This window comes from Porphyromonas cangingivalis, assembly GCF_900638305.1.
Lineage (GTDB): Bacteria > Bacteroidota > Bacteroidia > Bacteroidales > Porphyromonadaceae > Porphyromonas_A > Porphyromonas_A cangingivalis.
The window spans coordinates 111,754-135,432 of the sequence record NZ_LR134506.1 but is presented as its reverse complement, the minus strand read 5'-3'; the positions used below and the strand labels follow the sequence as shown (position 1 = coordinate 135,432).

Below are 23,679 nucleotides of genomic sequence, written 5' to 3'. Positions count from 1 at the left end.
TATACAGTATGAGTACACAAGTAGAAAAGATCAAAGAACTCATAGATCTTAGAGCACAAGCTCGCATGGGTGGTGGCGAAAAACGTATCGCCAGCCAGCACGCAAAGGGCAAGCACACTGCCCGCGAACGTATCCAGATGCTCCTTGACGAAGGGAGCTTCGAGGAGACAGACATGTTTGTACAGCACCGTTCGTCCAATTTCGGTCTGGACAAGACAAAGTTCCTCGGTGATGGTGTCGTCACAGGTAGTGGTACCATCGACGGCCGTCTCGTGTATGTCTTCGCTCAGGACTTCACCGTCTTCGGTGGTGCTCTTGGTGAAATGCACGCAATGAAGATCTGTAAGGTGATGGATCAGGCCATGAAGATGGGAGCACCTCTCATCGGTATCAATGACTCGGGTGGTGCTCGTATCCAAGAGGGTGTCAATGCCCTTGCGGGTTACGCAGAGATCTTCCAGCGCAACATCCTTGCTTCGGGACTCATTCCTCAGATCTCAGCGATCTTTGGTCCTTGTGCAGGAGGATCTGTATATTCGCCTGCTCTCACGGACTTCAACATCATGTGCAGAGGGACAAGCTATATGTTCCTCACAGGCCCTAAGGTCGTGAAGACTGTGACTTATGAAGATGTGACTCAAGAAGAACTCGGTGGTGCTGATGTACACACGACAAAGTCAGGTGTGGCTCACTTTGCCGTGGATGACGAACAACAAGGTCTCGACCTCATCCGTCATCTCATCAGCTTCATCCCACAAAACAACCTCGAAGAGGCTCCTTACTACGAGTGCACAGACCCTGTGGATCGTCTCGATGATGCACTCAACGAAATCATCCCTGAGAGCCCCAACAAGGCTTACGATATGTACGAAGTCATCGGATCTATCATCGACAACGGGGAGTTCCTCGAAGTACACAAGGACTACGCTCAAAACATCATCGTCGGCTTCGCAAGATTTGGAGGTCAGTCAGTAGGTATCGTAGCCAACCAACCTCGTGTGATGGCAGGTAGCTTGGACTGTAACGCATCTCGAAAGGGTGCTCGCTTCATCCGCTTCTGTGATGCCTTCAATATCCCCATCGTTTCTCTCGTCGATGTACCGGGCTTCCTTCCGGGCACAGGTCAGGAGTACAACGGTGTGATCACCCACGGTGCAAAGCTACTCTATGCTTATGGCGAAGCAACAGTGCCTAAGGTAACCGTCATCCTACGTAAGGCTTATGGTGGTGCTTACATCGTGATGAGCTCTAAGCACCTCCGTGGTGATGTCAACTACGCTTGGCCTTCGGCTGAGATCGCAGTCATGGGCCCTGCCGGTGCTGTGGAAGTGGTCTTTGCTAAGGAGGTAGCCAATGCAGAAGATCCTGCCAAGGCAGCTCTCGAAAAAGAAGCTGAATACCGTGAAGCATTCGCAAATCCTTACAACGCGGCTTCTTATGGTTACATCGATGATGTCATCGAACCTCGCAACACACGTTTCCGCATTGTCAGAGCACTCAACCAGCTACAGACAAAGAAGGTGACCAACCCTGCGAAGAAGCACGACAACATCCCTCTATAATCTCAAACGAAGATGATAAGAAATACCATCAACTGGGGTATCATCTTAGTGCTGTCGATGCTTTCGCTATCGACATGGGCTCAGTCGGTGCGTTCGCTACGCATCAACGAAGTGCTCCTTGTCAACGAAAGCAGTATCATGGATGGATATGGCAACAGAGGTGCGTGGGTGGAGATATACAACACCTCCGCCGCGACCCTCAACCTTGGAGGATGCTTTCTCACCGATGACATCACCAAGCCCACCAAGTATCCCATCCCTCGTGGAGACAGAGAGACGCTCATCCCCCCTCGCCAACACAAGATCGTCTGGCTGGATGGAGCAGAAGAGCGTGGCACCTTCCATGCAAGCGTTGTCCTTGATCCTGAGCAAGAGAGCACCCTTGCCCTTTTTGACTCTGACGGGAAGACCTTGATCGACAAAGTCACCATCCCATCGGGATTGAGAGCTGACGAAAGCTACGCAAGGACAGAAGACGGTAAAGGGAGCTTTACAGTATCTGAAAGTCCTACCCCAAAAGCCAACAACAAGCTCATCATAGCACAAGGAAACACAGAGTTCTTCAAGACCCACGACAGAAGTGGTATCGTAGCGACACTTATATCGATGCTCGTCGTTTTCAGTTCACTCATAGTCGCCTACATCATCTTCAAGATGATCGGAAGGACAGCGGTGAAGTTGGTGAAGAAGAAGTCTGTAAGTGCGGGAGCATCACACGAGGAGGCAGAGGCTTCCCTCGACATCCCTGGGGACGTCTACGCTGCAATAGCAATGGCTCTTCACCAGCATGCCAACTCGTTCCATGACGAGGAGAGCACGGTGATCACCATCGACAGAGTGCGTAGAAGATACTCTCCTTGGAGTTCGAAGATACACACCCTCACTGAACGTCCTCAGAGACATAGACAGTCACATAATCCCTCACCTAAGAAATAAATGACATCAAATATGAAAAAAGAAAACACTAAAAAGACGCCGGCAAAGAAGAAAAGTGCCGCAAATGTGTCAGATGATGTCTACACAGCGATAGCAATGGCTCTTTATGAAGCGACCTCTATGCCTCATGATGAGGAGCACAGGGTGCTCACCTTTAAACGTGCTTATCGCACGACTTCGCCATGGGCAATGAAGACGCTTACCCTTAGGGAGCTACCAAGGAGATAGGATTAAATTTATTAGCGAACAAGTTAAGAACACACTTAATCATAATGAAAAAGTTTAACTACACCATCAACGGTATCAAATACCGTGTGGAGATCAATAGTATCGAAGGCAATGTGGCAGAAGTCACAGTCAACGGGAGCACTTACAAGGTGGAGCTCGACAAAGAACAAGAGGTAAAGCAAATGCCTAAGCCTACTCCTGTATCCCGTCCTACCACAACAGCCACTCCCAAGCCGGCAGCTGCTCCTGCACCTGCAGCGGCAGCACCTGCAGCAGGGGGTAGCGGTGCTCCGGTGGTATCACCACTCCCCGGAGTCATCATCGGAGTACACTGCAAGGTGGGTGACGAAGTCAAGAGAGGCCAGCGCATCCTTGTCCTCGAGGCAATGAAGATGGAAAATGACATCAAGGCAGACAGGGATGGTACCATAACCTCGATCGCGGTTTCTCAAGGAGACAACGTCCAAGAAGGTGCTACCCTCGTAACTATTGGCTAAGTAAGAGATGGATGCTGGTATCTTTCAATTTTTTGGAGAGAGCTTAGAGATCTTTCTTTCGTACACCGGCTTTGCAAACGCCACACCAGGACATATTGTGATGCTCTTGGTGGGGCTTTTGTTCATCTTTCTTGGGATAAAGTATGAGTTCGAACCCCTACTCCTCATCCCGATCGGCTTCGGTATGCTTATCGGTAACATCCCATTCAAAGATGCCGGCCTGCAAGTCGGTATATATGAAGAGGGCTCCGTGCTCAACATACTCTACCAAGGTGTCAAACAAGGCTGGTACCCCCCTCTTATCTTCCTGGGTATAGGGGCTATGACAGACTTCTCTGCTCTCATCTCGAACCCAAAGTTGATCCTCATCGGGGCAGCAGCTCAGTTTGGGATCTTCGCTGCCTATATCGTAGCTCTGTATCTCGGCTTTGAGCCGAACCAAGCCGGTGCGATCGGGATCATCGGTGGAGCTGATGGTCCGACAGCGATCTTCTTGTCGTCCAAGCTCGCACCCAACCTTATGGGTGCCATAGCAGTATCCGCATATTCGTATATGGCTCTTGTACCTATCATACAACCGCCATTTATGAAGCTCTTGACAACCAAGAAGGAGCGCACCATCAAAATGAAGCCTCCACGTTTGGTGTCTCAGAAGGAGAAGATACTATTCCCTATTGTAGGTCTACTTTTGACGACATTCATCGTGCCATCGGGTTTGCCACTCCTCGGGATGCTCTTCTTCGGTAATCTCCTCAAGGAGAGTGGCGTGACACGTCGTCTGGCAGAGACTGCTCGCGGTCCGCTCATCGACGTCATCACGATATTGCTGGGGCTCACAGTAGGGGCTTCGACACAAGCGACAGAGTTCTTGACAGCATCGTCCATCAAGATCTTCATATTAGGAGCATTCTCGTTCGTGATCGCAACGTGCTCGGGCGTTCTTTTTGTTAAGTTCTTGAACCTATTCTTGCGCAAAGACAAAAAGATCAACCCTCTTATCGGTAACGCAGGTGTGTCTGCCGTCCCCGACTCTGCACGTATCTCACAAGTTGTGGGTCTTGAATATGATCCGTCCAACTACCTCCTCATGCACGCGATGGGTCCAAATGTTGCAGGAGTCATCGGATCGGCTGTCGCAGCAGGTATCCTTCTCGGCTTCTTCGGCTAAAAACTATACATACACATAGCAAAAAGGTCAGGGTAAGCGCATTTGCTTACCCTGACCTTTTTGCTATGTTGTACCCTGACAGTTCTCTATGATGCACCTTCAGCCATCAGACAGCGGCCTCTCATGTATGCAGTGTGACCTCTCTGATGAGATAATGTCCCTTGTCTGTGATGATCTCATCCATGGAGATGTCGTGCGTATCCATAGGAACTTGTCTGAAGATCTGAAAATCTGCGACAAAGGCAATCTTCAGAGCAGTCTCAGTCTTGTAGCGGGAGAAGTACTTGTCATAAAAGCCTTTGCCTCTTCCCACTCGTCCCCCCTGAGGATCAAAGGCAATCCCGGGAACTATCATTACTTCGGGCACATCGGCATCTTTCACAGGATTATTGGGCTCGATGATGCCATACTCAGAGATGATGGTCGTCCTTTCGGGATCGTATGGATAGAACTGCATCTCAGCTCCTTCGACTCTGGGAACAAGCACAGTCAGGCGACCCTCACTCATCAGAGCCTCGATGAGATAAGTCGTATCCAACTCATCCCACATGGATAGGAAGATCCCCACTTTGGTTCTTTCTGGAAGGGCTGTAAGACGACTGAGCAGTCGCAGTGCAGCCTCCCGAGAGATCTGAGCCCTATTTTCGGGCGACAGTTCACGGTATATCTGTTTGACAGTCCGTCTGAGATCTTTCTTTATTTCGGGAGATGTCATGATTTTTAGTTACTCCTCTTCTTGTGAATTATCCTCTGTGTTCTCGTCTTCCGCCGGAGAGACATTCACGACTTGTTGGGCAGGTCGGATATACTTATCAAGATCCATGGGGGAATAGATCTGTTGGCCGAAGAGATCGACAGCCTTAATGATCATAGGATCTTTGTATGCATTCACCTTGGCGGCATCATCTTGGCCATATATATAGGAGATGATGAGACTATAGAGGATGTCTGATATGAGGTTTTGAGACAGGTAGATCTGATAATTACGGACACGTACCCCTTGAGTATTGGCATAATTTGCAAACTGCCAGATGAGCCCCTGATTTTTGAGGAAGCTATAGCAGGCAATAGCATCTCCAAAGCCGTTAAGGAGGTCTCTATGTTTATCTGCGTAAAGGAAAGCAAATTTGGGAATAAGCCCTTGGGATGCAACTTCTGAGAAGTATGCGGTATAGCCGGTCGTATCCCTCGGCACAAAGACATCTGGGATGATCCCCCCACCGCCATAGACGTTACGACCTCCTACGGTCTGATACACCAACCCCTTGTGCTGAATACTATCCTCATGAAAGAATTCACCTCTCGCCAGACGCTCGTACCAGTCATACTGGTAGCTGCGTCCCTTACCAAGGCTGTACTCTCTTTGGATGCTACGGCCTGATGGGGTGTAATATCTGGAGATGGTGAGGTGAAGGGAAGACCCATCGTTGTAATCGAAAGTACGCTGTACAAGTCCCTTACCGAACGAACGTCGACCAATGATGATGGCTCTGTCGTTGTCTTGGAGTGCACCGCTGACAATCTCGGATGAAGAGGCACTTTCTTCATTGATAAGGACATATAAAGGCAACTTCTTCATCACTCCTGTGCCATCACTGTACACATCATTGCGAGACTCGGACTTACCCTCCGTATAGATGATGAGATCACCTTTGTCCAAAAAGCTGTTGCTCAACATAAGTGCGGCGTGCATAACCCCTCCCGGATTATCTCGCAAGTCCAAGACGAGCCCTTTCATTCCTTTCAGTTTGAGTTCGGCATAGGCTTTGATGAACTCGTTGTATGTATTCATGGTAAAACGAGAGAAAGCAATGCAGCCAAGAGTGTCGTTGATCATATATGCTGCATCCATCTGACGGATAGGCACAGACCCTCTCCGTACTTGGATGGTATTGGTCGTATTGTCTTTGGGTCTGAAGACACTGAGCGACACAATACTCTCATCAGGGCCTCTGAGGATACTGCGGATAGAATCGTCCTTGATGTTCTGTCCGGCAATGTTAATCGAGTCGACCCCGATGATCCGGTCGCCGGCCTTGATACCTGCGATATCAGAAGGACCATTCGGGATGGTATTGATGACAATGACGGTATCCTTGATATTGTTGAAAGTGATCCCTATACCAAAAAAGTGTCCTTCGAGAGACTCTTTTTCTTGAGAGCGTTGCTCTGCTGTCAAATAGAATGAGTGTGGATCAAGTTGTTCAAAGACTGCAGGAACAAGCTTGTTTACAATCGAGTCGATGGACACGCTGTCTACATAATATTTGTCTATGAGATCAAGCGTAGCTTCGAGCTTCCGAAACGAAAAGTCCTTCCTCTTCCCAAAGGATGAACCATATCTTCCCAATAAGTAACCTCCCATGCTGAACACAACCAGCAAGATAATTGATAAGGCGTAGCGAACTTTTTTTGATTTCATTTGGAGGAGTTCATGTTTTATTTGGTACGATCGGATGTTTGCGATAATTTACTTGATGTCGGCATCATCAAGGGGGATGTGCTCTACAGTAATACCTGCCCTTCGGAGCAAATCACAACCATCGGTAAGTCTATATTCCTTACTGTAGACGACTCTCTTGATGCCTGCTTGGATAATCAACTTGGAGCACTCGATACAAGGTGCGTTGGTGACATAGATCGTTGCCCCGGTGCTGTTGTTGGAAGATGCGGCCACCTTAGTGATGGCATTGGCTTCTGCGTGCAGTACATACGGTTTCGTCACGTTGTTCTCATCCTCACAGATGTTCTCGAACCCCGAAGGTGTCCCGTTATAACCATCGGAGATGATCATATTGTCTTTGATGACGAGCGCTCCGACCTTGAGGCGTTCGCAGTAAGAGTTCTCCGCCCATATCATCGCCATACGGAGATACCTTTTGTCTAGCTCAAACTGCTTCTTTTCGGAGGATTTGCGTGCTGAGTCCATAGTACAATAACTTATTTTTCGTCCTTATTCTTTTACATTCTCTCGGGCACCTCGATACCCAATAGTTCCATAGCACTCTTGATGATCTTTGCAGTCGCCGATGAGAGTGTCAAACGGAGAGCTTTCTTGACATCGTCAGGCTCATTTAGGATTGAGTGGTCGTGGTAGAACTGATTATACTCCTTCACCAGCTCATAAGTGTAATTCGCAATAAGTGCAGGGCTGAGCTCAGATCCTGCAGCCTCAACTATGGAGGGGAACTCATTGATACGTCTGATGAGCATCAACTCTTTGTCCGACAATGTAGGCAGAGCCACCTCAATACTAAGATCGAGAAGCCCCTTTGTGCCGTCCGCCGCTGCTCGGCGTTCGATGCTACGGATACGAGCATAAGTATATTGGATGAAAGGGCCTGTATTACCGTTGAAGTCAATAGACTCCTCGGGGTTAAACAGCAAGCTGCGCTTGGGATCGACCTTCAATAGGAAGTACTTGAGCGCACCAAGGCTGACGATCCTTGCGACTTCTCGGCTCTCAGCCTCACTCATGTCAGTACCTTTACCGGCATTCTTGGAGATGAGGTAAGCCTGCTCGGCCATATCGTCCATGAGGTTATCAGCATCGACAACCTTACCTTCTCTACTCTTTAGCTTACCCTCGGGCAATTCAACCATGCCGTAGGAAAAGTGTTTGAGGGTCTTTCCGAACTCAAAGCCGAGCTTATCCAAGAGCTTTGAAAGAACCTCGAAGTGGTAGTTCTGCTCGTTACCAACGACATATATCATCTGATCGATGGTGTAGTCCTGATAACGCATCTTGGCAGTACCGATGTCCTGTGTCATGTAGACAGAAGTCCCATCCGAACGAAGTAATATCTTCCTATCATAGCCTTCACCGGTAAGATCGGCCCATACCGAGCCATCGGGATCTTGAACAAACAAACCCTCACGGAGACCTCTCAAGACCTCATCCTTACCGACAAGGTAAGTATCACTTTCGTAGTAGATCTTATCGAAGTCAACCCCCATTCGTTTGTATGTCTGTCCAAAGCCTTCATAAACCCATTCGTTCATCATCTTCCACATTTCGATGACTTCGGGCTTACCCTCTTCCCAATCCTTGAGCATCTGACGAGTTTCGGCCATGATTGAAGACTGAGTCTCAGCCTCTTCTTTGGTCATTCCACCATCGATGAGTGGTTTTGTCTCCTCTGCAAACTTTGTATTCCACAAGACATAGAAGTTGCCCACAAGGTGATCTCCTTTGATGCCTGTTGACTGAGGAGTGGCGTTGTCTCCCCACTTCTTCCAAGCCAGCATGGACTTACATATATGGATACCTCTATCATTGACGATATTGGTCTTAACCACCCTCTTGCCATTTGCCTTCAAAATCTGCGCCACACTGTAGCCCAAGAAGTTGTTACGGACATGGCCAAGATGCAACGGTTTGTTGGTGTTTGGCGAAGAGTATTCCACCATACACAAAGGAGCATCCTCACTGACGGGTGTGATACCATAACTTTCATCCGTCGCAGCCGATCTCAACAGGTCGATAAAAACGTGCTGAGCCAACACAAGATTAAGAAAGCCCTTGACAACATTAAATCGATCTACAAGATCTGTCTGAGCCAAGAGAGCCTCACCCACCTCCGTTGCTGTCATCTCAGGACTCTTCTTTGAGGCCTTTAGATAAGGAAAAACAACGAGTGTATAATGCCCCTCAAACTCTTTTTTTGTCGTTTGGATCGTAACTGTTTCCGGTTTGACCTCTATTCCATAGAGGTCATTCAGCACCTTTGTTATCGCAGATTGTAGTCTTGCTTCTATATTGTATTGACTCATCGTATGTAGCTTACTTTAAGAGGTTTGTTTTTGTGTCCGGGAAGACAACCTTAGGCTCAAAAGTCTTGGCCTCTTCTCTGTCCATGATGGCGTATGAGATGATGATCACGACATCACCTTTCAGGAACTTACGAGCTGCCGCTCCATTAAGACAGACAGTCCCCGACCCCCTTGTTCCCGGTATCGTATAGGTTTCGATGCGTTCACCATTGTTGTTATTTACGATCTGGACCTTTTCGCCCGGTAGTATATCCGCAGCATCCATGAGGTCCTGATCTATTGTGATGCTACCGATGTAGTCGAGGTTGGCATCAGTGACATGGACCCTGTGGATCTTAGATTTTAAAACTTGAATAAGCATATTATAGTTTGTAGTTGGGTATTCTGTAAAAGTTTTTTGTGGTGCTGGTACTTCTCAATCAAGAGAGTTTCCACTCTGCACCATTCTTTGTGTCTTTGATCTCAAAGCCAAGTTTTGCCAACTCGTCTCTGATCTTATCTGATGTCGCCCAATCTTTTTTCGACTTGGCATCTTGCCTGATCTCAAGCAAAAGCTGCATGGCTCCGGCGAAAGCCTTCTCATGTCCGGTGTTTACGGCAGTGCCGGCTTGTTGCATCCCAAGAATATCAAAGAGGAATGTGTCAAACAACCCTTTGAGGGTCTCTATTTGTTCGCTCGAAAGCGCATACTCACCGGCTTTGGCCGCATTGATACGACGAGTGGCATCGAAGAGCTGAGCAATGACCATCGGACTGTTGAGGTCATCGTTAAGAGCGGCATAGCACTCAGTCTCATAGTCTGGGAGTTGCTCATTGGTTTCTCCCCCTGTGAGGGTCTGAAGAGCAGCATAAGCATCCAAAAGTCTCTCAAGACCCTTTGCCGAAGCCTGCAATGCCTCATTACTGAAGTCCACGGTCGAACGATAATGCGCTTGAAGCATGAAGAAACGTATCGTCATCGGAGCATAAGCCTGCTCGAGAAGCGGATGTGTACCGTTGAAGAACTCCTCAAGAGTGATGAAGTTACCGAGACTTTTACCCATCTTTTGACCATTGACTGTGACCATGTTATTGTGCATCCAGTAGTCCACAATCTCCTTACCGTGTGAGGCCACAGCTTGAGCGATCTCACACTCATGGTGTGGAAAGATGAGATCCATCCCGCCACCATGTATATCGAAGCTGTCACCAAGATACTTATATCCCATGGCCGTACACTCACAGTGCCAACCGGGAAAGCCGGTACCCCAAGGAGAAGGCCATCTCATAATGTGTTCGGGCTTCGCATTCTTCCAAAGAGCAAAGTCGGCAAAGTTGCGTTTCTCGGACTGACCATCAAGTTCTCGTGTTGTAGCAAGCATCTCATCCACATTCCGTCCCGAGAGGATACCATACTTATGATCCTTGTTGTACCTCTCAACATCGAAGTACACCGACCCCTCACTCTCGTACGCATAGCCCTTGTCGAGGATCTGCTTGACCAGCTCGATCTGCTCGATGATGTGTCCGCTCGCCATAGGCTCGATAGAAGGAGGAAGGACATTGAGACGATCCATATCCCTATGGTAACGAGTCAAGTAATACTGCACTACTTCCATCGGCTCGATCTGTTCGAGACGAGCCTTCTTCGCGATCTTATCCTCACCTTCATCAGCATCATGTTCAAGATGCCCGACATCAGTGATATTCCTGACGTAGCGTACCTTGTAGCCCAAATGCTGAAGGTATCTGAACAACAAGTCAAATGTCACCGCAGGACGAGCGTGTCCCAAGTGCGCATCCCCATAGACGGTAGGTCCACAGACATACATCCCCACATGAGGAGAGTGTTTGGGTGTGAATAATTCTTTAGAACGTTTACGAGTGTTATAGATATTGAATTGTGCTCTAAGGAGCTCTTTTTTCTGATCCTTCATAACTTTTTGTGAATTCTGCGCCACAAAGATACGGTTTTCTCTCAATATATCACCGAATTATAGGCTTCCGATTTAAGCAAAAAGAGACCCTCCACGCTATTGTGAAGGGTCTCTTTTGTATCATATTTTCTATGCAAATCGCATTACTTGTTAATTTCTTCGAAACGAGCAGTGAAGAAGCGGAGTTGCTTTGGCTCATACACGAAGCGTAACCCCTTGATGGTCTCTTTGTGCTTGAAGAGCTTGATGACAGCATCTGCCACCACATCCATGTGCTTATAAGTATACACACGACGTGGGATGGTGAGACGTACGGTCTCGAGCTGTGGACGGTGATTTTCACCTGTCACCTTGTCACGTCCTGCAGATACGATACCACGCTCCATAGAACGCACACCGGACTCAAGGTAAAGGTTCGCAGCAAGAGACTGAGCAGGGAACTCGTCCTGTGTCAAGTGTGGGCAGAAGCGACGAGCATCCAAGAAGACTGCGTGACCACCGATAGGCTGTACCACAGGCACACCTGCTTCGATGAGTTTCTGACCAAGGTAACGCACCTGAAGCACACGGTGACGGATGTATTCGTACTGGAGAGACTCCTTGAGACCGATAGCCATAGCCTCCATGTCACGACCTGCAAGACCACCGTAAGATGGCATACCCTCGAAGACCACGACAAGTTCTTTTGCCGACTGGAACATATCTTCGTCATTCAAACAGAGGAAACCACCGATATTGACAAGGCAGTCCTTCTTACCACTCATGGTACAACCATCAGCATAGCTGAACATCTCACGAACAATCTCCTTAATGGTCTTGTCTGCATATCCTGCCTCTTGCTCCTTGATGAAGTAAGCATTTTCGACACAGCGGGTGGCATCATAGAAGACCTTGATGCCGTACTTGTTGGTCAATTCACGCACCTGACGCATATTTTCCATCGACACAGGCTGCCCACCTGCGAGGTTCACGGTCACTGCAAGGCACACATAAGCGATGTTGTCTGCACCGTATTCATCAATAGCCTTTTGAAGCTTATTGAGACAAATATTACCCTTGAATGGCACTTCGAGCGTAGCATCGTGAGCCTCATCACGGATGATGTCACCGAAGATGGCACCATTAGCCTCTTGGTGATACCGAGTTGTGGTGAAGTACATGTTTCCGAGTACATGTTGACCGGGCTTGATAGCGATACGGCTGAGGAGGTTTTCAGCACCACGACCTTGGTGTGTAGGCACAATGTACTTAAATCCGAAGATTTCCTCCACTGTCTCACGTAGGTGGTGGAAGTTCTTACTACCTGCATAAGCCTCATCACCGACCATCATACCACTCCACTGCTTATCACTCATCGCATTTGTACCGGAGTCTGTGAGAAGGTCGATATACACATCTTCAGAGTTGATCAAGAATGTATTGTATCCCGCTTCTTTCACGACACGTTCGCGCTCTTCACGAGTGTTCATTTTTACGGTCTCGACTGACTTGATGCGGTAGGGTTCCGCCGGAAACATGTTTAGATCCATAGCTGTAATTTTTTAGGTGTATTAAAATAGTGTAGTATTAGTTTTTCAGCGCAATAACGATTGCTCCAATTACAAATATAACTTTTTTTCAGAAACAATCTAATCAGACCGACATTTATACGAGATTTCAATAGCACCTATCATGACAAATGATAATGTGGTAAGCTTGAAGGCAAAAAAAGATCTAAAATCTTGAAACTGTCAGAATGAATATGCGATGTGACACACACCCTCAAGAGTCTGTCCCAACCCTCGCCAATGAAGCATCTGTATTGATCCTCCCAGGAGGACGGCATTTTGCTTCTTCACGCCTATCGGTAGCCTGAACTCTTGTAGGAGAGAGTATGTATCATCCGCTCCGCATCGGAGGAGCAAACGATCTTGCTCTATTATGTATGTGGGTTGGTCTCTATTGAGTTTCTGTTCGTGATGTCCGGAAATAAGATGTCTGCTTCTGAATATCGTATGGCTGTACAGTGTTTTGCCCGGGCTCTTCCAACGTAAGCTCAAGCTCGGAGAGATACTATTTTTGGCAAAGGAGGAGAGCAAAGGCTCACTAAGATGACGCGCATTGAAGTACTGCTTCTCGTAGCTCAGCGACAGAGAAAAGATGCTGTTGGAAAAATGTGCCAACCATCGTCCCCCGACAGTGACATCGTACTGAGACTCGGTATAGTTCTGCTGGGAGGCGACCAATACCGGCTTGGTCAAAGAACTGTGTTCGTCGATCTGCACTCTCTTGTATATCCTCTCTTCTCCCTCTTTGGTTTGAGTAGTGTATGTACCGAGTAAGGACAGACGAGATCTATTCCAACGCCAAACATCTGCTTGAAGATCAACACTGATGCTTCGTCCTCTAAGTTCACTGAGATAAACACCTGCATCCTTCGTCTCCAAAAGGGAAGTTGTTCGGATATAAGAGAGACCGAGTAGTACATTTCGGGCAGGCAGTACCCATGCTCCTTGTCCGGACAAAGCCGTGTATTTGTGACGGTAAGCCCCATTATCATTCTTTCCCGAATGCCTGAAGTTGTATTCGCCAAGAGGCCTCATTATATATATGGGCTGAGAAGAGTGTGGTACCAAAACACTATAACTGAGCTGCTGTATCTCCTTTTGTATTGCAGCACCTGTCGTCAGGATACCGAAACGATCAAGATCGACACTCACAGAAGATGTAGCATCAACGATCGAAGATAGATTTTGTACTCGCGGATCTTTTCTGCTATAACGGAGCTCCCCCTCATATCCGGCAGATAACCCGATAGAAAAAAGACGATTCAATCTATATCCCACATCGAAAGAGAGAGTATAGATCTCCGACTTTGTCTCCTGCCTTACGGTATCCGCAACAATGAATGGATAGAAGCGATCTGAATGATTGCTCAGATTATGTGACAGATCTTGCTCTCGTTTTTTTCTGAATTGCGCGACTCCTCTCAAGGCAAATCGCCTGCCATCTTTTGCACCTTGAGCAAAAAGCAGATAAGACTCTTCTCTTTTTGGGATAGAGGACAAAGACCTCGGATAGAAGCTTTTTGAGGCATAAGAAACACCCACATCAGAAGGTTTTCCCTCAGGAGCAAAAACAACAAGCGAAGGCAGGCGGAACTGCTCACCCACGAGATAATGCAGAGAGTCACTTCTCCAGATCCAATCAAGAGCCAAAGAGAGAGAGTCTCCCCTCTTCTGCTGAGCAGAAGCATGGAAGCCTGATAAAAATCCCGGCAAGATACACAGCAACAGAAATATTATGCTTCTGCTTGGAAGAATCACTCTCAGCAACACCATACTTTTTTATTTAAGCCAAGTCCACCTCTTCCATTTATTCAGGAAGAGGTGACGGCTTGGCAATTTAGTCAAATTGATTGTTTCGGCTTACAGAAGAGAAGATGGTTTATCTCTCTCAAAGTCATTTTTAGAATCATTGGTATCTACACATACAACTCTATTGTCCTTATTGGTTGTCTTGCGTTGTATGGTGAAACCCTTACCTGTCGCCGAACAAAAAGTGTGAGTCTTATCCACAGACGAAGGCAATGCTTTTGTTATACCATTTTCAGTCTTGAAAAGCTCTACACCGTCCAATATCCAAGAGGTCGGTATGACAGGCCTCTTGATGGGAGGGAATTTAGGATTATTGTATGGGAACATCTTCGCATGCTTCTCAAACAACTCTTCCTTGCTCATGTTCAACTTAAAGATGAAGTAGGAAGTAAGTCCCGACACATGTAAAGAAGTAATAGATGCGCTCGTCTTGAAAATAATCTCCATATTAGGGACATCAGGATTATCTGTCAACTGGTACTTATCATTAGGCTCATACCACTCGAAGTCTGCTTTCTTCGACAAGTCGGGAGCATTGCTCGCAATCTCATTGTGGTTCTTAGCCTCCATACAGATCACAATCTGCTTACCCGGCTCCACGGGATATTTCGTACCATCTCCCGGTATCATGAATGCAAAGTCCGCGACAACTTCATTAGGCAGATATTCACGATACTTATCACTCGGAATTGCGGTATTTGAGGCAGTTCCTACAAATACCAACTTATCTGCATATAGTGTCTCATCCGAATTGTTGTGAAGGACAAGATAGTGTGCAAAGTTGTAACTCTTCTTTGTCTTGTTGTTTGTAGCACCACTGTAAAATATCTCACGTATCACAAACGTACTCCCCATATGACTGAGCAACATATCCATTACGATATTCTTAGTCTCGGAAGTAACAGCCACATCCGAAAGTAAAGCGGTGTATGTGTATGTTGTCTTGAGGCTACCCTCAGCTGTAATGTCATACACACCGTAAGGGATCAGCTCTTCGGTTGATTTGTCACTATTGATCCCTGTCACTTGGATCTCCTTACCCGTATCCTTGTTGAGGAGCTTGAGTGAGATATTGTCCAAGACATTTTTATCCCCCTCAGGCATTTTGAAAGAGAAGTTTACCACAGCTGTATTTCCTGGAATCTCTCTTTTGAGATCAAGGGAAAGTAGCACCAGCCCTTCTGTGACAGCGAAGTCTTTGAGGGTTGCACTGTATTTATGCTTTTCATCCTTGCTTCCCTCTGCACTGATGTCATAGTTGCCCAACTGTAGCTTTACGATATGTTTCTCATTACTTTTGAGATTGTTCAGAACGATCTCATTATTTGTATTCTTGTTTACAAACTTGAGCGTTACATTGTCAAGACTTCCTTCAACACCCTCAGGGAGAGTGAAAGAAACGGCAAGATTCTTGTAAATCACCTCCTCGAGGTCTTTCTTACATCCCACAGTTGCCAATGCCATTAGCATCGCAACCAAAAGAAATTTAATCTGCTTCATGAATTTTACTTTTACTGTTTATGATTAAAAATTAGCAACTTACTTATAAACGCAAACGGATCTCGCTCCCAAAGAACGGCGTACGCCATGCCTGGTGCGTTGTTTTTAGGTTCGACTCATATATCGGGTCGTAGGTGATCAGATTATTTATGTAGAAGGAGACTTTCAATCTCTTTCCTATCTCCTTCGTCATCTTCAGATTGAGAGAGACAGAGAGAGGTTCGGCCCAGCGTTCGAATAGATGGTCCGGCACAGGTATGAAGAGCTGTTTCTGCAACGTATCATTCTTGTCAAGAGTACTTCCGTGGTGCCTTTTCCCATACTCATCGACCCAATACTCCGGTATTCCACCGTATGGTATATCTTGGCGGGCTGTAAACCAAATCGTCTGAAGGTTGCAAGAGAATATCATCTTGAGGTAAGGGATGTGCGTATCTGTACGCACAAGAGTATGAAGTCTTTCTGTATCCGTATCATTTTGTCCTCGATAAAATCCTACATAAGGAAAGCTTTTTCCATCGAATACCGTCGAAGGTCTATAAGCCGTAGGCAGACTGTTGCCGTAAAGAGTCTTATACCATGCCCCTTGTACCGTGATATTGGTTTTAAGGCTTTCTATTCTTGGAAAACGAAACACATATTCGACTCCTCTTTTAAGGACTTTGACACTGTTGTCCGGTGTGGAGTAAGCAGATGTGATGTGTATCCTCTCCTTATTGAAGAGATCAAGTGTAGGCTTGTCCTCTCCCACCACACCATCATAGGTATATCTATTGTATGGTGTATAGAGCAGCTGTGAACGATTTTCAAACCCTGCGGTGGTGAGATGTCTGAAGAGATTGATACTCAATTCGGCCCCTTTCCAATTCATATTCACACCGAGCTCGAACTTATCCTCCCTATTGGGGCGGAGAGATGGATTGAGACGATCCACCACATAAGTACGCACCCATAAGAGCCTGTTTTCCGGCTTGTCGTGGTAATAGTTGGCCTCTACCAAGTCGATGTAAGCCCTTTCAGGATAGAGATAACCCGAAGTAGGCATCTTCAGATGACTTCCATATCCCCCAAAGATGCTACTCTTAAAGCTTGAGCCAGCAATCTCAACCTCAGGAGCGGTGATAGAGAGCTGTGCCCTGGGTTCTACCAAGAAACGTTTCGAGAGATAGCTATCGGCTTTACGGAGAGCTAAATCCTGAGTAGCCCTCAGTCCTGCACGAGCCTCTGCTTTCCAACCATTTTTGAGATAAAATCTAAGCGTCTGCTCAGCAAAGAATGCGAGGGGGATCCTTGCCGGAATATCTTTATACGCAATGGGGCGAGAGGATAAAGGACTACCGGGGTTGGGAGGCAAAAGAGGATCATAAACAGTACCCAAGCCGAAGTTTTTCTCGACACGTAGCTCGGCTCCAAGCATCAACGTACCACTCCATCTCTCTCGCATGAAACGATGAGTGGATCTCACCTGCGAAAAAAGTTCAAACGGCCTGCCGTCCGTCTTGAATACAGAGAAATATGTCGGTGGGAGATAAGCCCCCTCTCCCTCTCCGGTATCTTTCAGCATAGGCTGGACAAGTGTGCTTTGAGGGGATATATACCTCTCTTGATGTACCAAGTCGTGGGTGTAGGAAAGAGCTAAAGTACCTTCTATCTGCTCCCAAAAAACCATCTGAGGACGAAGAGAGAATCGACCATTGAGTGTAAAGCGGTCATAAGTATTGCGATACACCTCACGAGAAGTCATGATCTCCGGATCGAACTTCTTCTGATCCAAAGTCCCAGTATAAGCCAAAGACAGAGATGTGCCGGGTCTCCATTCCCCTTGTCCGGAGTACGAATGTTTCAAAAGTGCCGTTATACGACGGTAACCCGCTATGGGATTGACGATATTACCCAAGGAGTGTGCATAATCCACCCCTCCATAGAGATTGTGTTGCTTGTTCAGGTTGTATCCTTTGCCCAAGGAGAAGAGTTTGGTATAGGGATCGGCTTGGGCTCGTACCTCCCAAGGGGTTCGCCCCATCTTGGTGTTCAGTACCACCACTCCACTGGTGAGATTTCCATACCTCACGGAGGGGATGCCTTGTATCACCTCTATACTCTCTATGTGGTCTATGGATATCTCTCGGAGATCTATCCCTCTGTTCATAGTGCTTTTCTCAGATAAAGCTTGATTGTGATTCCCCATCCCTTGCAGGTTGGAGTCATTGGATATGGGGGCATCATCCAATACAATGGTGGTACCCAAAGCACTATTCGCGGAAGTCCTCGTCTCTCTCATCTGGATCTGTTGGACACCTCTGAGCCCCGGATTACGCACGAGTCCACCCGGCGTGAGGAGGAGGGCATCCTGCAATCCCGTAGGCTGAAGATAGTCAAGAGCCGTTTTACTGATTTTCGTATGCCCGGTCTGTTTGGCGGACCTTGTCCCCTGCACCTGAATACCCTCCAAAGCGTAAGAAGAGGGGTGAAGCATAAAGGTCGCTTCCTTATCTCCACCGAGGGCGACCTCAGTGTCGAAAGGCTTGTATCCCAAGTAGGAGATCCGAAGGGTATATTTCTTATCCGGTTGGAGCAGACGTATCTGAAACCTTCCGTCCGATCCGGTTCTTAAACGCAACTCCAGTTCCTCAACCTCGACTACAGCCATAGGTAAAGCACCCTTCGTCTCCGCATCCAAGACAATCCCTTTGAAAAGACGAGGGGGCTTTGTCACCTCCTTTTGCACAGAAGCAATGCTCACACCACAGCGTAAAACGGAAGCGAGAACAAAAGCCCATAGTAGACACATATTTTTCATCACAGCGAATTTAGAAAGACTTCGGATGGCTGCAAATCACAACATATAGGTAAAATCAGGCTTAAAATACCTACATATAACGACCACTTCGCACACCACAAAAAGAATAGAGAGAAGGTATTCTTGATGACCTTCCCTCTATTCGACAACACATTATACTATATTGATAGAGAAACTCTCGATCTTCTGAAGGACTACTACACACTCACATCGTGAATGAACCCAAGAGACGTAAAGGTTCTTTCTTGAATCTCTCCTTTCGGGTCCTCATACCTGTATTTTCGATCATGTTCCCTGTAGTGACATTCCGTTGTCCGGTCAGATAATTGATACTGGTTCTCTCACCTTCTCCGCTCATCCGATTGAACCAAGAGCACTCCTCACCGATGAGATAGAAGTCTCCCGACTGAAATCTATATCTGTATGTTGTGCCTCCGGTACCGGCTGTCCCCATACTTGCCCAAAAAGAAATACGGATGTCCATCACCCCCTTGGGTGTTATTAATATATCAGCATTGGATTCCATATATTCATCTTCACGTCTGGGGATAGCCTTATCCCACACCTTGAAGCACTTATACACACCGGAGGGCGATCCGAAATACACAGCAAGATACTTGGGATTAAAGTTGAATTGAAAGCCGTCTTCTCTTGTCTTGATATGTGCAGGGTCATTGGGCAAGACTACCAATACAATATCTTCAATTCCATCCTTGTTGAGGTCACCTTTTACGTGCTGCTCCTCCCAACCTTCGGGGACAATCTCTTCGATCGTACGGCCTTCTTTTGTGAGTTGAGGGTTCTTGTTTGTTTGGGCCATCATCAGGTTTGTACCGGCTGTCGCAATCATTCCTACAACAAGGGGGCGCAACAATGTTTTTCTTTTCATAGTTCCTTTGAGCATTTAATCAGGTAAAATCATTGTGTCATTACAAAGTCTATGCACAACCGGCTCTGAGATGGACGAGAACGATCTACCGAGACTATCAATAGCCGAATACGAAATATTGAACAGCCGCAACACTGCAAGAGTCTCTCCAAATCCCCCGAAGATATCCCTCCCCTTGATGTATTCATAGTACACAGAAGGCTTGACTACCAAGTCAAGTCATGGCAAAGTTAAACAGAAACAATTTACATTCACCTTTTTTCACGAAATAATTCAGCCCAAAGGAGAGTGAGTCAGGGAAAAAATCGTGATCAAGAATGACAAAAACCAAAGTCTATGGACACGACAAAACAAGTCGTAAGATTCGATAAATCGAGTCTTACGACTTTCCTCATCGAATCTTACGACTTTTTTTGATCGGATCAGAATCCTCATTTTTTTATTTTATCTCTCGAAAAAGAGTCAATGAGCTTGGCATTTTACGAATTGCGCACAAATTACTAACTTTGTGCAATAGAAAATATACGGAAGGTATTCCTCACCTCTCAGGAAAGGGGGGTAGTTCCACAAATATCACTTTAATATAGAAATTATAAGTTATGGAAATTGTAAAGATTGTCGGCCGTGAGATCCTCGACTCACGAGGAAACCCTACCATCGAAGTAGATATTCATCTTGCTTGTGGTGTCATCGGTAGAGCAGCTGTACCATCAGGTGCTTCGACGGGTGAAAATGAAGCTCTTGAGCTTCGTGACGGAGACAAGGGCCGTTACCTCGGCAAGGGGGTCCTCAAGGCTGTCGAAAATATCAACAACATCATCGCTCCCGAACTCATCGGCATGAGTGTCCTCGACCAACGCCTCATCGACCGAAAGATGCTTGAGCTCGATGGAACTAAGACAAAGAGCAAACTCGGTGCCAATGCCATGCTTGGCGTATCTCTCGCTGCGGCAAAGGCTGGTGCAGAGTACCTCGGCATACCTCTATACAGATACATCGGTGGCACGAACACATTTGTACTCCCCGTGCCTATGATGAACATCATCAACGGTGGCTCGCACTCTGATGCTCCTATCGCATTCCAAGAGTTTATGATCCGTCCTGTGGGTGCGGCTTCGTTCCGCGAAGGTCTTCGTATGGGTGCAGAAGTATTCCATGCCCTCAAGAAAGTGCTTCATGACCGTGGTCTCAGCACAGCCGTAGGTGACGAAGGAGGTTTCGCTCCTGCGCTCAAGGGCACAGAGGACGCCCTCGACTCTATCCTCGAAGCGATCCGCAAGGCAGGCTATGAGCCTAAGAAGGATGTAACCATCGCCCTTGACTGTGCATCGTCAGAGTTCTACAACGATGGGGTGTACGACTACTCAAAGTTCGAAGGAGCAAACGGTGCCAAGCGTTCGCGTGAAGAGCAGGTGGCTTACCTCAAGGAACTTGTCAGCAAGTATCCTATCGACTCTATCGAGGACGGTATGGACGAGGGTGACTGGGAAGGCTGGAAGATGCTCACAGATGCCATCGGTGGTCAGTGCCAGCTGGTAGGCGATGACCTCTTCGTAACCAACGTGGAGTTCCTGAAGAAAGGTATCGAACAAGGTTGTGGTAACTCGATCCTCATCAAGGTAAACCAGATCGGCACACTCTCAGAGACCCTCGATGCCATCGAGATGGCACATCGTCATGGTTACACATCGGTGACTTCGCACCGTTCGGGTGAGACCGAAGATGCAACGATCGCAGACATCGCTGTGGCGACCAACTCAGGTCAGATCAAGACGGGTTCACTCAGCCGCTCAGACCGTATGGCTAAGTACAACCAACTCCTGCGCATCGAAGAAGAACTCGGGTCTCTCGCACAATACGGCTACAAGCGAGTGAAGTAAGCAAGAGACATCGTAAGACATAGTGATCAGATGAGACGAGGAAACGCCTTCAATTTTTCGATTGAGACGTTTCCTCGTTGTATTTGTTCGAGAGGCTTTCCCGGCATTTCGCCATGAGATATACTCACACATATTAGGTATTTAGGACACGAAATAATGAGGAAGCTGTATCGATTATCATTTTTTTTGACTTACTTTGTGGATGTTGGTGTGAAGGGAAAAGGGATACTTGGCATAGGGAAAGCCGTATCCTTCCGTCCTCCTTACCCCGACATCGATAGACCCTAAATAACACATAATTTGGACAGCAACATGAATATGGAAAACGAGAAATTATTTGCTGTATTCCCTCCGGTCTCTACCCAAGAATGGATGGACAAGATCAATGCGGACCTGAAAGGAGCCGACTTTGAGAAAAAACTTGTCTGGAAGACGACCGAGGGGTTCAAAGTCAATCCCTTCTACCGAAGAGAGGATATCGCAGACCTCAAGTCCAAGGACACCTTGCCGGGAGAGTTTCCTTATATAAGGGGGATCAAGGCAAGCAACGAATGGTACGTGAGACAAGATCTTTCGATCACTGACCTCACTGAGGCCAACGCAAAGATGAAAAAGGCACTGGCTTGTGGCACAACCTCCTTCGGCCTCCACCTGAAACATGCACATATATCTAAAGAGTCTCTTCTCACCCTGCTTGATGGGATAGATGTCACGGCAGTGGAGCTCAACTTTTACTCTTGTCGTTCGGTCGTCGTCAAGCTCGCAGGCATGGTCGTAGAGACCCTGTCAGAGAAGACAAAAGACCTTGACAAATGCGTGGGTTCAATAGGCTTTGAGGTATTCAAAAAACAAATGTTGAAGGGCGTGGCGACAGACGAGTGGATCCGGATAGCCCAAGACTTGATCGTCGCAACAGCCCCTCTCAAACAATATACTTGTATCAACATCAAAGGGGTAGACATGGCTAACGCCGGGGCTTACATCCACCAAGAACTTGGCTACAGCCTTGCTGCAGGTGCTGATGTGATCGTCACCCTCGTGGAGCAATGCGGACTGTCTGTCGATGAAGTGGCTCGTAAGATCAGGTTTGACCTCGGTATCGGATCGAACTACTTCATGGAAATCGCTAAGTTCAGAGCCGCTCGCTGGCTGTGGGCACTTATCGCAAAGAACAATGGCGCATCCGATCAAACATCAAGGCTCATCATCAATGCGGAGACCAACAGATGGAACAAGACCGTCTACGATGCTTATGTCAATCTCCTCCGTACTCAGACCGAAGCCATGTCTGCAGCCATAGCAGGGGTGCACTCGTTGAATGTCTTGCCTTTCGATATTGTCTACAAGGATGCAGATGAGTTCTCTGAGCGCATCGCTCGCAACCAACAGCTCCTCCTCAAAGAGGAGTCACACTTCGACAAAGTAGTGGATCCTTCCGGTGGTTCGTACTACATAGAACATCTCACCGATGCCATAGCTCATCAAGCATGGAAGCTCTTCCTCGAAGTCGAAGACAACGGAGGCTTTGCGGCAATGGCGGACAAGGGCATCATCCAGGAGGCAATCAATAAGTCCAACACAGAGAGACACAAGGCTGTGGCGACGAGAAGAGAAGCCCTCCTCGGCACAAATATCTTCCCCAACTTCAACGAGACGGCAAACGACAGACTTGCGACATCGGATGGCAGGCACTCTTGTGGGTGTGAAAAGATGGCAAGTGTCACACCACTCGACTTGAGCCGTGGGGCTTCGGACTTTGAGGCACTCAGACTCTCTACAGAAGCTGCGACGAAGCGTCCTAAGGTATTTATGCTGACGATCGGTAATCTGGCAATGAGACTTGCAAGGTCACAGTTCTCATCCAACTTCTTCGCTTGTGCAGGCTACGAAGTCATCGATAACCTCGGCTTCAAGACTGTACAAGAGGGCGTGGATGCAGCAATGGCAGCCGGCGCAGACATCATCACGCTGTGTTCGTCAGATGATGAATATGCGGAGTTCGGTCCACAAGCCTTCGACATCATCGCAGGAAGAGTGCCTCTCGTCATCGCCGGAGCACCAGCTTGTATGGAAGAGCTTCAATCCAAAGGCATCGAACACTTCATCCATGTGAAAGTTAATGTCCTTGAAACATTGACCAAGTTTCAACAACTTCTCAATATCAAGGGCTGACT

General features: G+C 47.3%; 18 protein-coding genes. 7 read left to right on the top strand and 11 right to left on the bottom strand.

Features of this window, described 5'->3' with window-relative positions; genetic code table 11:
* Positions 1–8 precede the first annotated feature (8 nt).
* The 5 genes from EL262_RS00570 to EL262_RS00550 are packed head-to-tail and all read left to right on the top strand — an operon-like array spanning position 9 to position 4,391.
* On the top strand, positions 9–1,562 hold the full coding sequence (locus EL262_RS00570; RefSeq protein WP_025838671.1) for an acyl-CoA carboxylase subunit beta: 1,554 nt from the start codon (positions 9–11) through the stop codon (positions 1,560–1,562).
* Between the two features lie 12 nt (positions 1,563–1,574).
* Positions 1,575–2,498, top strand: coding sequence for an OadG family transporter subunit (locus EL262_RS00565; protein WP_051522765.1), 924 nt, complete (start codon positions 1,575–1,577; stop codon positions 2,496–2,498).
* Positions 2,499–2,510: 12 nt separating this feature from the next.
* A complete protein-coding gene (locus tag EL262_RS00560) occupies positions 2,511–2,726 on the top strand; it encodes a hypothetical protein (RefSeq protein WP_025838667.1) in 216 nt (71 codons plus the stop codon).
* Positions 2,727–2,770: 44 nt separating this feature from the next.
* Positions 2,771–3,223 (top strand): acyl-CoA carboxylase biotin carboxyl carrier protein subunit, encoded by a 453-nt coding sequence (locus EL262_RS00555; protein WP_025838665.1) that lies wholly within the window; start codon positions 2,771–2,773, stop codon positions 3,221–3,223.
* A 7-nt stretch (positions 3,224–3,230) separates the two neighbouring features.
* On the top strand, positions 3,231–4,391 hold the full coding sequence (locus EL262_RS00550; protein WP_025838663.1) for a sodium ion-translocating decarboxylase subunit beta: 1,161 nt from the start codon (positions 3,231–3,233) through the stop codon (positions 4,389–4,391).
* 121 nt (positions 4,392–4,512) lie between these two features.
* Here the strand turns inward: EL262_RS00550 and EL262_RS00545 are convergent, their stop codons facing one another.
* The 11 genes from EL262_RS00545 to EL262_RS00495 form a co-directional block, all read right to left on the bottom strand.
* Positions 4,513–5,106: a 5-formyltetrahydrofolate cyclo-ligase gene (locus EL262_RS00545; protein WP_025838660.1), complete on the bottom strand. Its 594-nt coding sequence runs from the start codon at positions 5,104–5,106 to the stop codon at positions 4,513–4,515.
* Positions 5,107–5,115: 9 nt separating this feature from the next.
* The gene (locus EL262_RS00540) at positions 5,116–6,813 is read right to left on the bottom strand and encodes a S41 family peptidase (protein ID WP_078735781.1); all 1,698 of its coding nucleotides are present in this window, start codon (positions 6,811–6,813) and stop codon (positions 5,116–5,118) included.
* Positions 6,814–6,861: 48 nt separating this feature from the next.
* The gene (locus EL262_RS00535; protein ID WP_025838658.1) at positions 6,862–7,320 is read right to left on the bottom strand and encodes a deoxycytidylate deaminase; all 459 of its coding nucleotides are present in this window, start codon (positions 7,318–7,320) and stop codon (positions 6,862–6,864) included.
* A 32-nt stretch (positions 7,321–7,352) separates the two neighbouring features.
* Positions 7,353–9,164: an arginine--tRNA ligase gene (gene argS, locus EL262_RS00530; protein WP_036853782.1), complete on the bottom strand. Its 1,812-nt coding sequence runs from the start codon at positions 9,162–9,164 to the stop codon at positions 7,353–7,355.
* Between the two features lie 10 nt (positions 9,165–9,174).
* Positions 9,175–9,525, bottom strand: a complete 351-nt coding sequence (gene panD, locus EL262_RS00525) for an aspartate 1-decarboxylase (protein ID WP_025838653.1) — start codon at positions 9,523–9,525, stop codon at positions 9,175–9,177.
* A 58-nt stretch (positions 9,526–9,583) separates the two neighbouring features.
* Complete coding sequence (gene cysS / locus EL262_RS00520) at positions 9,584–11,080, bottom strand: cysteine--tRNA ligase (protein WP_025838652.1); 1,497 nt, start codon at positions 11,078–11,080, stop codon at positions 9,584–9,586.
* A 143-nt stretch (positions 11,081–11,223) separates the two neighbouring features.
* Positions 11,224–12,609, bottom strand: a complete 1,386-nt coding sequence (locus EL262_RS00515; RefSeq protein WP_036849780.1) for a tyrosine phenol-lyase — start codon at positions 12,607–12,609, stop codon at positions 11,224–11,226.
* 201 nt (positions 12,610–12,810) lie between these two features.
* The gene (locus EL262_RS00510; protein ID WP_036853779.1) at positions 12,811–14,400 is read right to left on the bottom strand and encodes a DUF6850 family outer membrane beta-barrel protein; all 1,590 of its coding nucleotides are present in this window, start codon (positions 14,398–14,400) and stop codon (positions 12,811–12,813) included.
* An 87-nt stretch (positions 14,401–14,487) separates the two neighbouring features.
* Positions 14,488–15,936 (bottom strand): DUF4876 domain-containing protein, encoded by a 1,449-nt coding sequence (locus tag EL262_RS00505; protein WP_078735782.1) that lies wholly within the window; start codon positions 15,934–15,936, stop codon positions 14,488–14,490.
* 43 nt (positions 15,937–15,979) lie between these two features.
* The gene (locus EL262_RS00500; protein WP_025838645.1) at positions 15,980–18,727 is read right to left on the bottom strand and encodes a carboxypeptidase-like regulatory domain-containing protein; all 2,748 of its coding nucleotides are present in this window, start codon (positions 18,725–18,727) and stop codon (positions 15,980–15,982) included.
* 214 nt (positions 18,728–18,941) lie between these two features.
* Entirely contained in the window at positions 18,942–19,625 is a 684-nt protein-coding gene (locus tag EL262_RS00495; RefSeq protein WP_126464322.1) for a hypothetical protein, read from the bottom strand.
* Between the two features lie 599 nt (positions 19,626–20,224).
* On the opposite strand from EL262_RS00495, the gene eno reads away from it, so the two are divergent.
* The gene (gene eno / locus EL262_RS00490; RefSeq protein WP_025838642.1) at positions 20,225–21,505 is read left to right on the top strand and encodes a phosphopyruvate hydratase; all 1,281 of its coding nucleotides are present in this window, start codon (positions 20,225–20,227) and stop codon (positions 21,503–21,505) included.
* A gap of 312 nt (positions 21,506–21,817) precedes the next feature.
* Positions 21,818–23,677 carry a methylmalonyl-CoA mutase small subunit gene (gene mutA / locus EL262_RS00485; RefSeq protein ID WP_025838640.1) on the top strand — a complete coding sequence of 620 codons (1,860 nt, stop codon included), beginning with the start codon at positions 21,818–21,820 and terminating at the stop codon, positions 23,675–23,677.
* Positions 23,678–23,679: the final 2 nt, after the last annotated feature.

Excerpts from the sequence above, each read along its gene's own strand:
- EL262_RS00545 (WP_025838660.1), bottom strand. The coding sequence starts at position 5,106 with ATGACATCTCCCGAAATAAAGAAAGATCTCAGACGGACTGTCAAACAG.
- argS (WP_036853782.1), bottom strand. The coding sequence starts at position 9,164 with ATGAGTCAATACAATATAGAAGCAAGACTACAATCTGCGATAACAAAG.
- EL262_RS00570 (WP_025838671.1), top strand. The coding sequence starts at position 9 with ATGAGTACACAAGTAGAAAAGATCAAAGAACTCATAGATCTTAGAGCA.
- EL262_RS00560 (WP_025838667.1), top strand. The coding sequence starts at position 2,511 with ATGAAAAAAGAAAACACTAAAAAGACGCCGGCAAAGAAGAAAAGTGCC.
- mutA (WP_025838640.1), top strand. The coding sequence starts at position 21,818 with ATGAATATGGAAAACGAGAAATTATTTGCTGTATTCCCTCCGGTCTCT.
- EL262_RS00515 (WP_036849780.1), bottom strand. The coding sequence starts at position 12,609 with ATGGATCTAAACATGTTTCCGGCGGAACCCTACCGCATCAAGTCAGTC.
- EL262_RS00565 (WP_051522765.1), top strand. The coding sequence starts at position 1,575 with ATGATAAGAAATACCATCAACTGGGGTATCATCTTAGTGCTGTCGATG.
- EL262_RS00550 (WP_025838663.1), top strand. The coding sequence starts at position 3,231 with ATGGATGCTGGTATCTTTCAATTTTTTGGAGAGAGCTTAGAGATCTTT.
- EL262_RS00495 (WP_126464322.1), bottom strand. The coding sequence starts at position 19,625 with ATGAAAAGAAAAACATTGTTGCGCCCCCTTGTTGTAGGAATGATTGCG.
- EL262_RS00510 (WP_036853779.1), bottom strand. The coding sequence starts at position 14,400 with ATGGTGTTGCTGAGAGTGATTCTTCCAAGCAGAAGCATAATATTTCTG.
- EL262_RS00540 (WP_078735781.1), bottom strand. The coding sequence starts at position 6,813 with ATGAAATCAAAAAAAGTTCGCTACGCCTTATCAATTATCTTGCTGGTT.
- EL262_RS00555 (WP_025838665.1), top strand. The coding sequence starts at position 2,771 with ATGAAAAAGTTTAACTACACCATCAACGGTATCAAATACCGTGTGGAG.
- panD (WP_025838653.1), bottom strand. The coding sequence starts at position 9,525 with ATGCTTATTCAAGTTTTAAAATCTAAGATCCACAGGGTCCATGTCACT.
- EL262_RS00505 (WP_078735782.1), bottom strand. The coding sequence starts at position 15,936 with ATGAAGCAGATTAAATTTCTTTTGGTTGCGATGCTAATGGCATTGGCA.
- cysS (WP_025838652.1), bottom strand. The coding sequence starts at position 11,080 with ATGAAGGATCAGAAAAAAGAGCTCCTTAGAGCACAATTCAATATCTAT.
- eno (WP_025838642.1), top strand. The coding sequence starts at position 20,225 with ATGGAAATTGTAAAGATTGTCGGCCGTGAGATCCTCGACTCACGAGGA.
- EL262_RS00535 (WP_025838658.1), bottom strand. The coding sequence starts at position 7,320 with ATGGACTCAGCACGCAAATCCTCCGAAAAGAAGCAGTTTGAGCTAGAC.
- EL262_RS00500 (WP_025838645.1), bottom strand. The coding sequence starts at position 18,727 with ATGTGTCTACTATGGGCTTTTGTTCTCGCTTCCGTTTTACGCTGTGGT.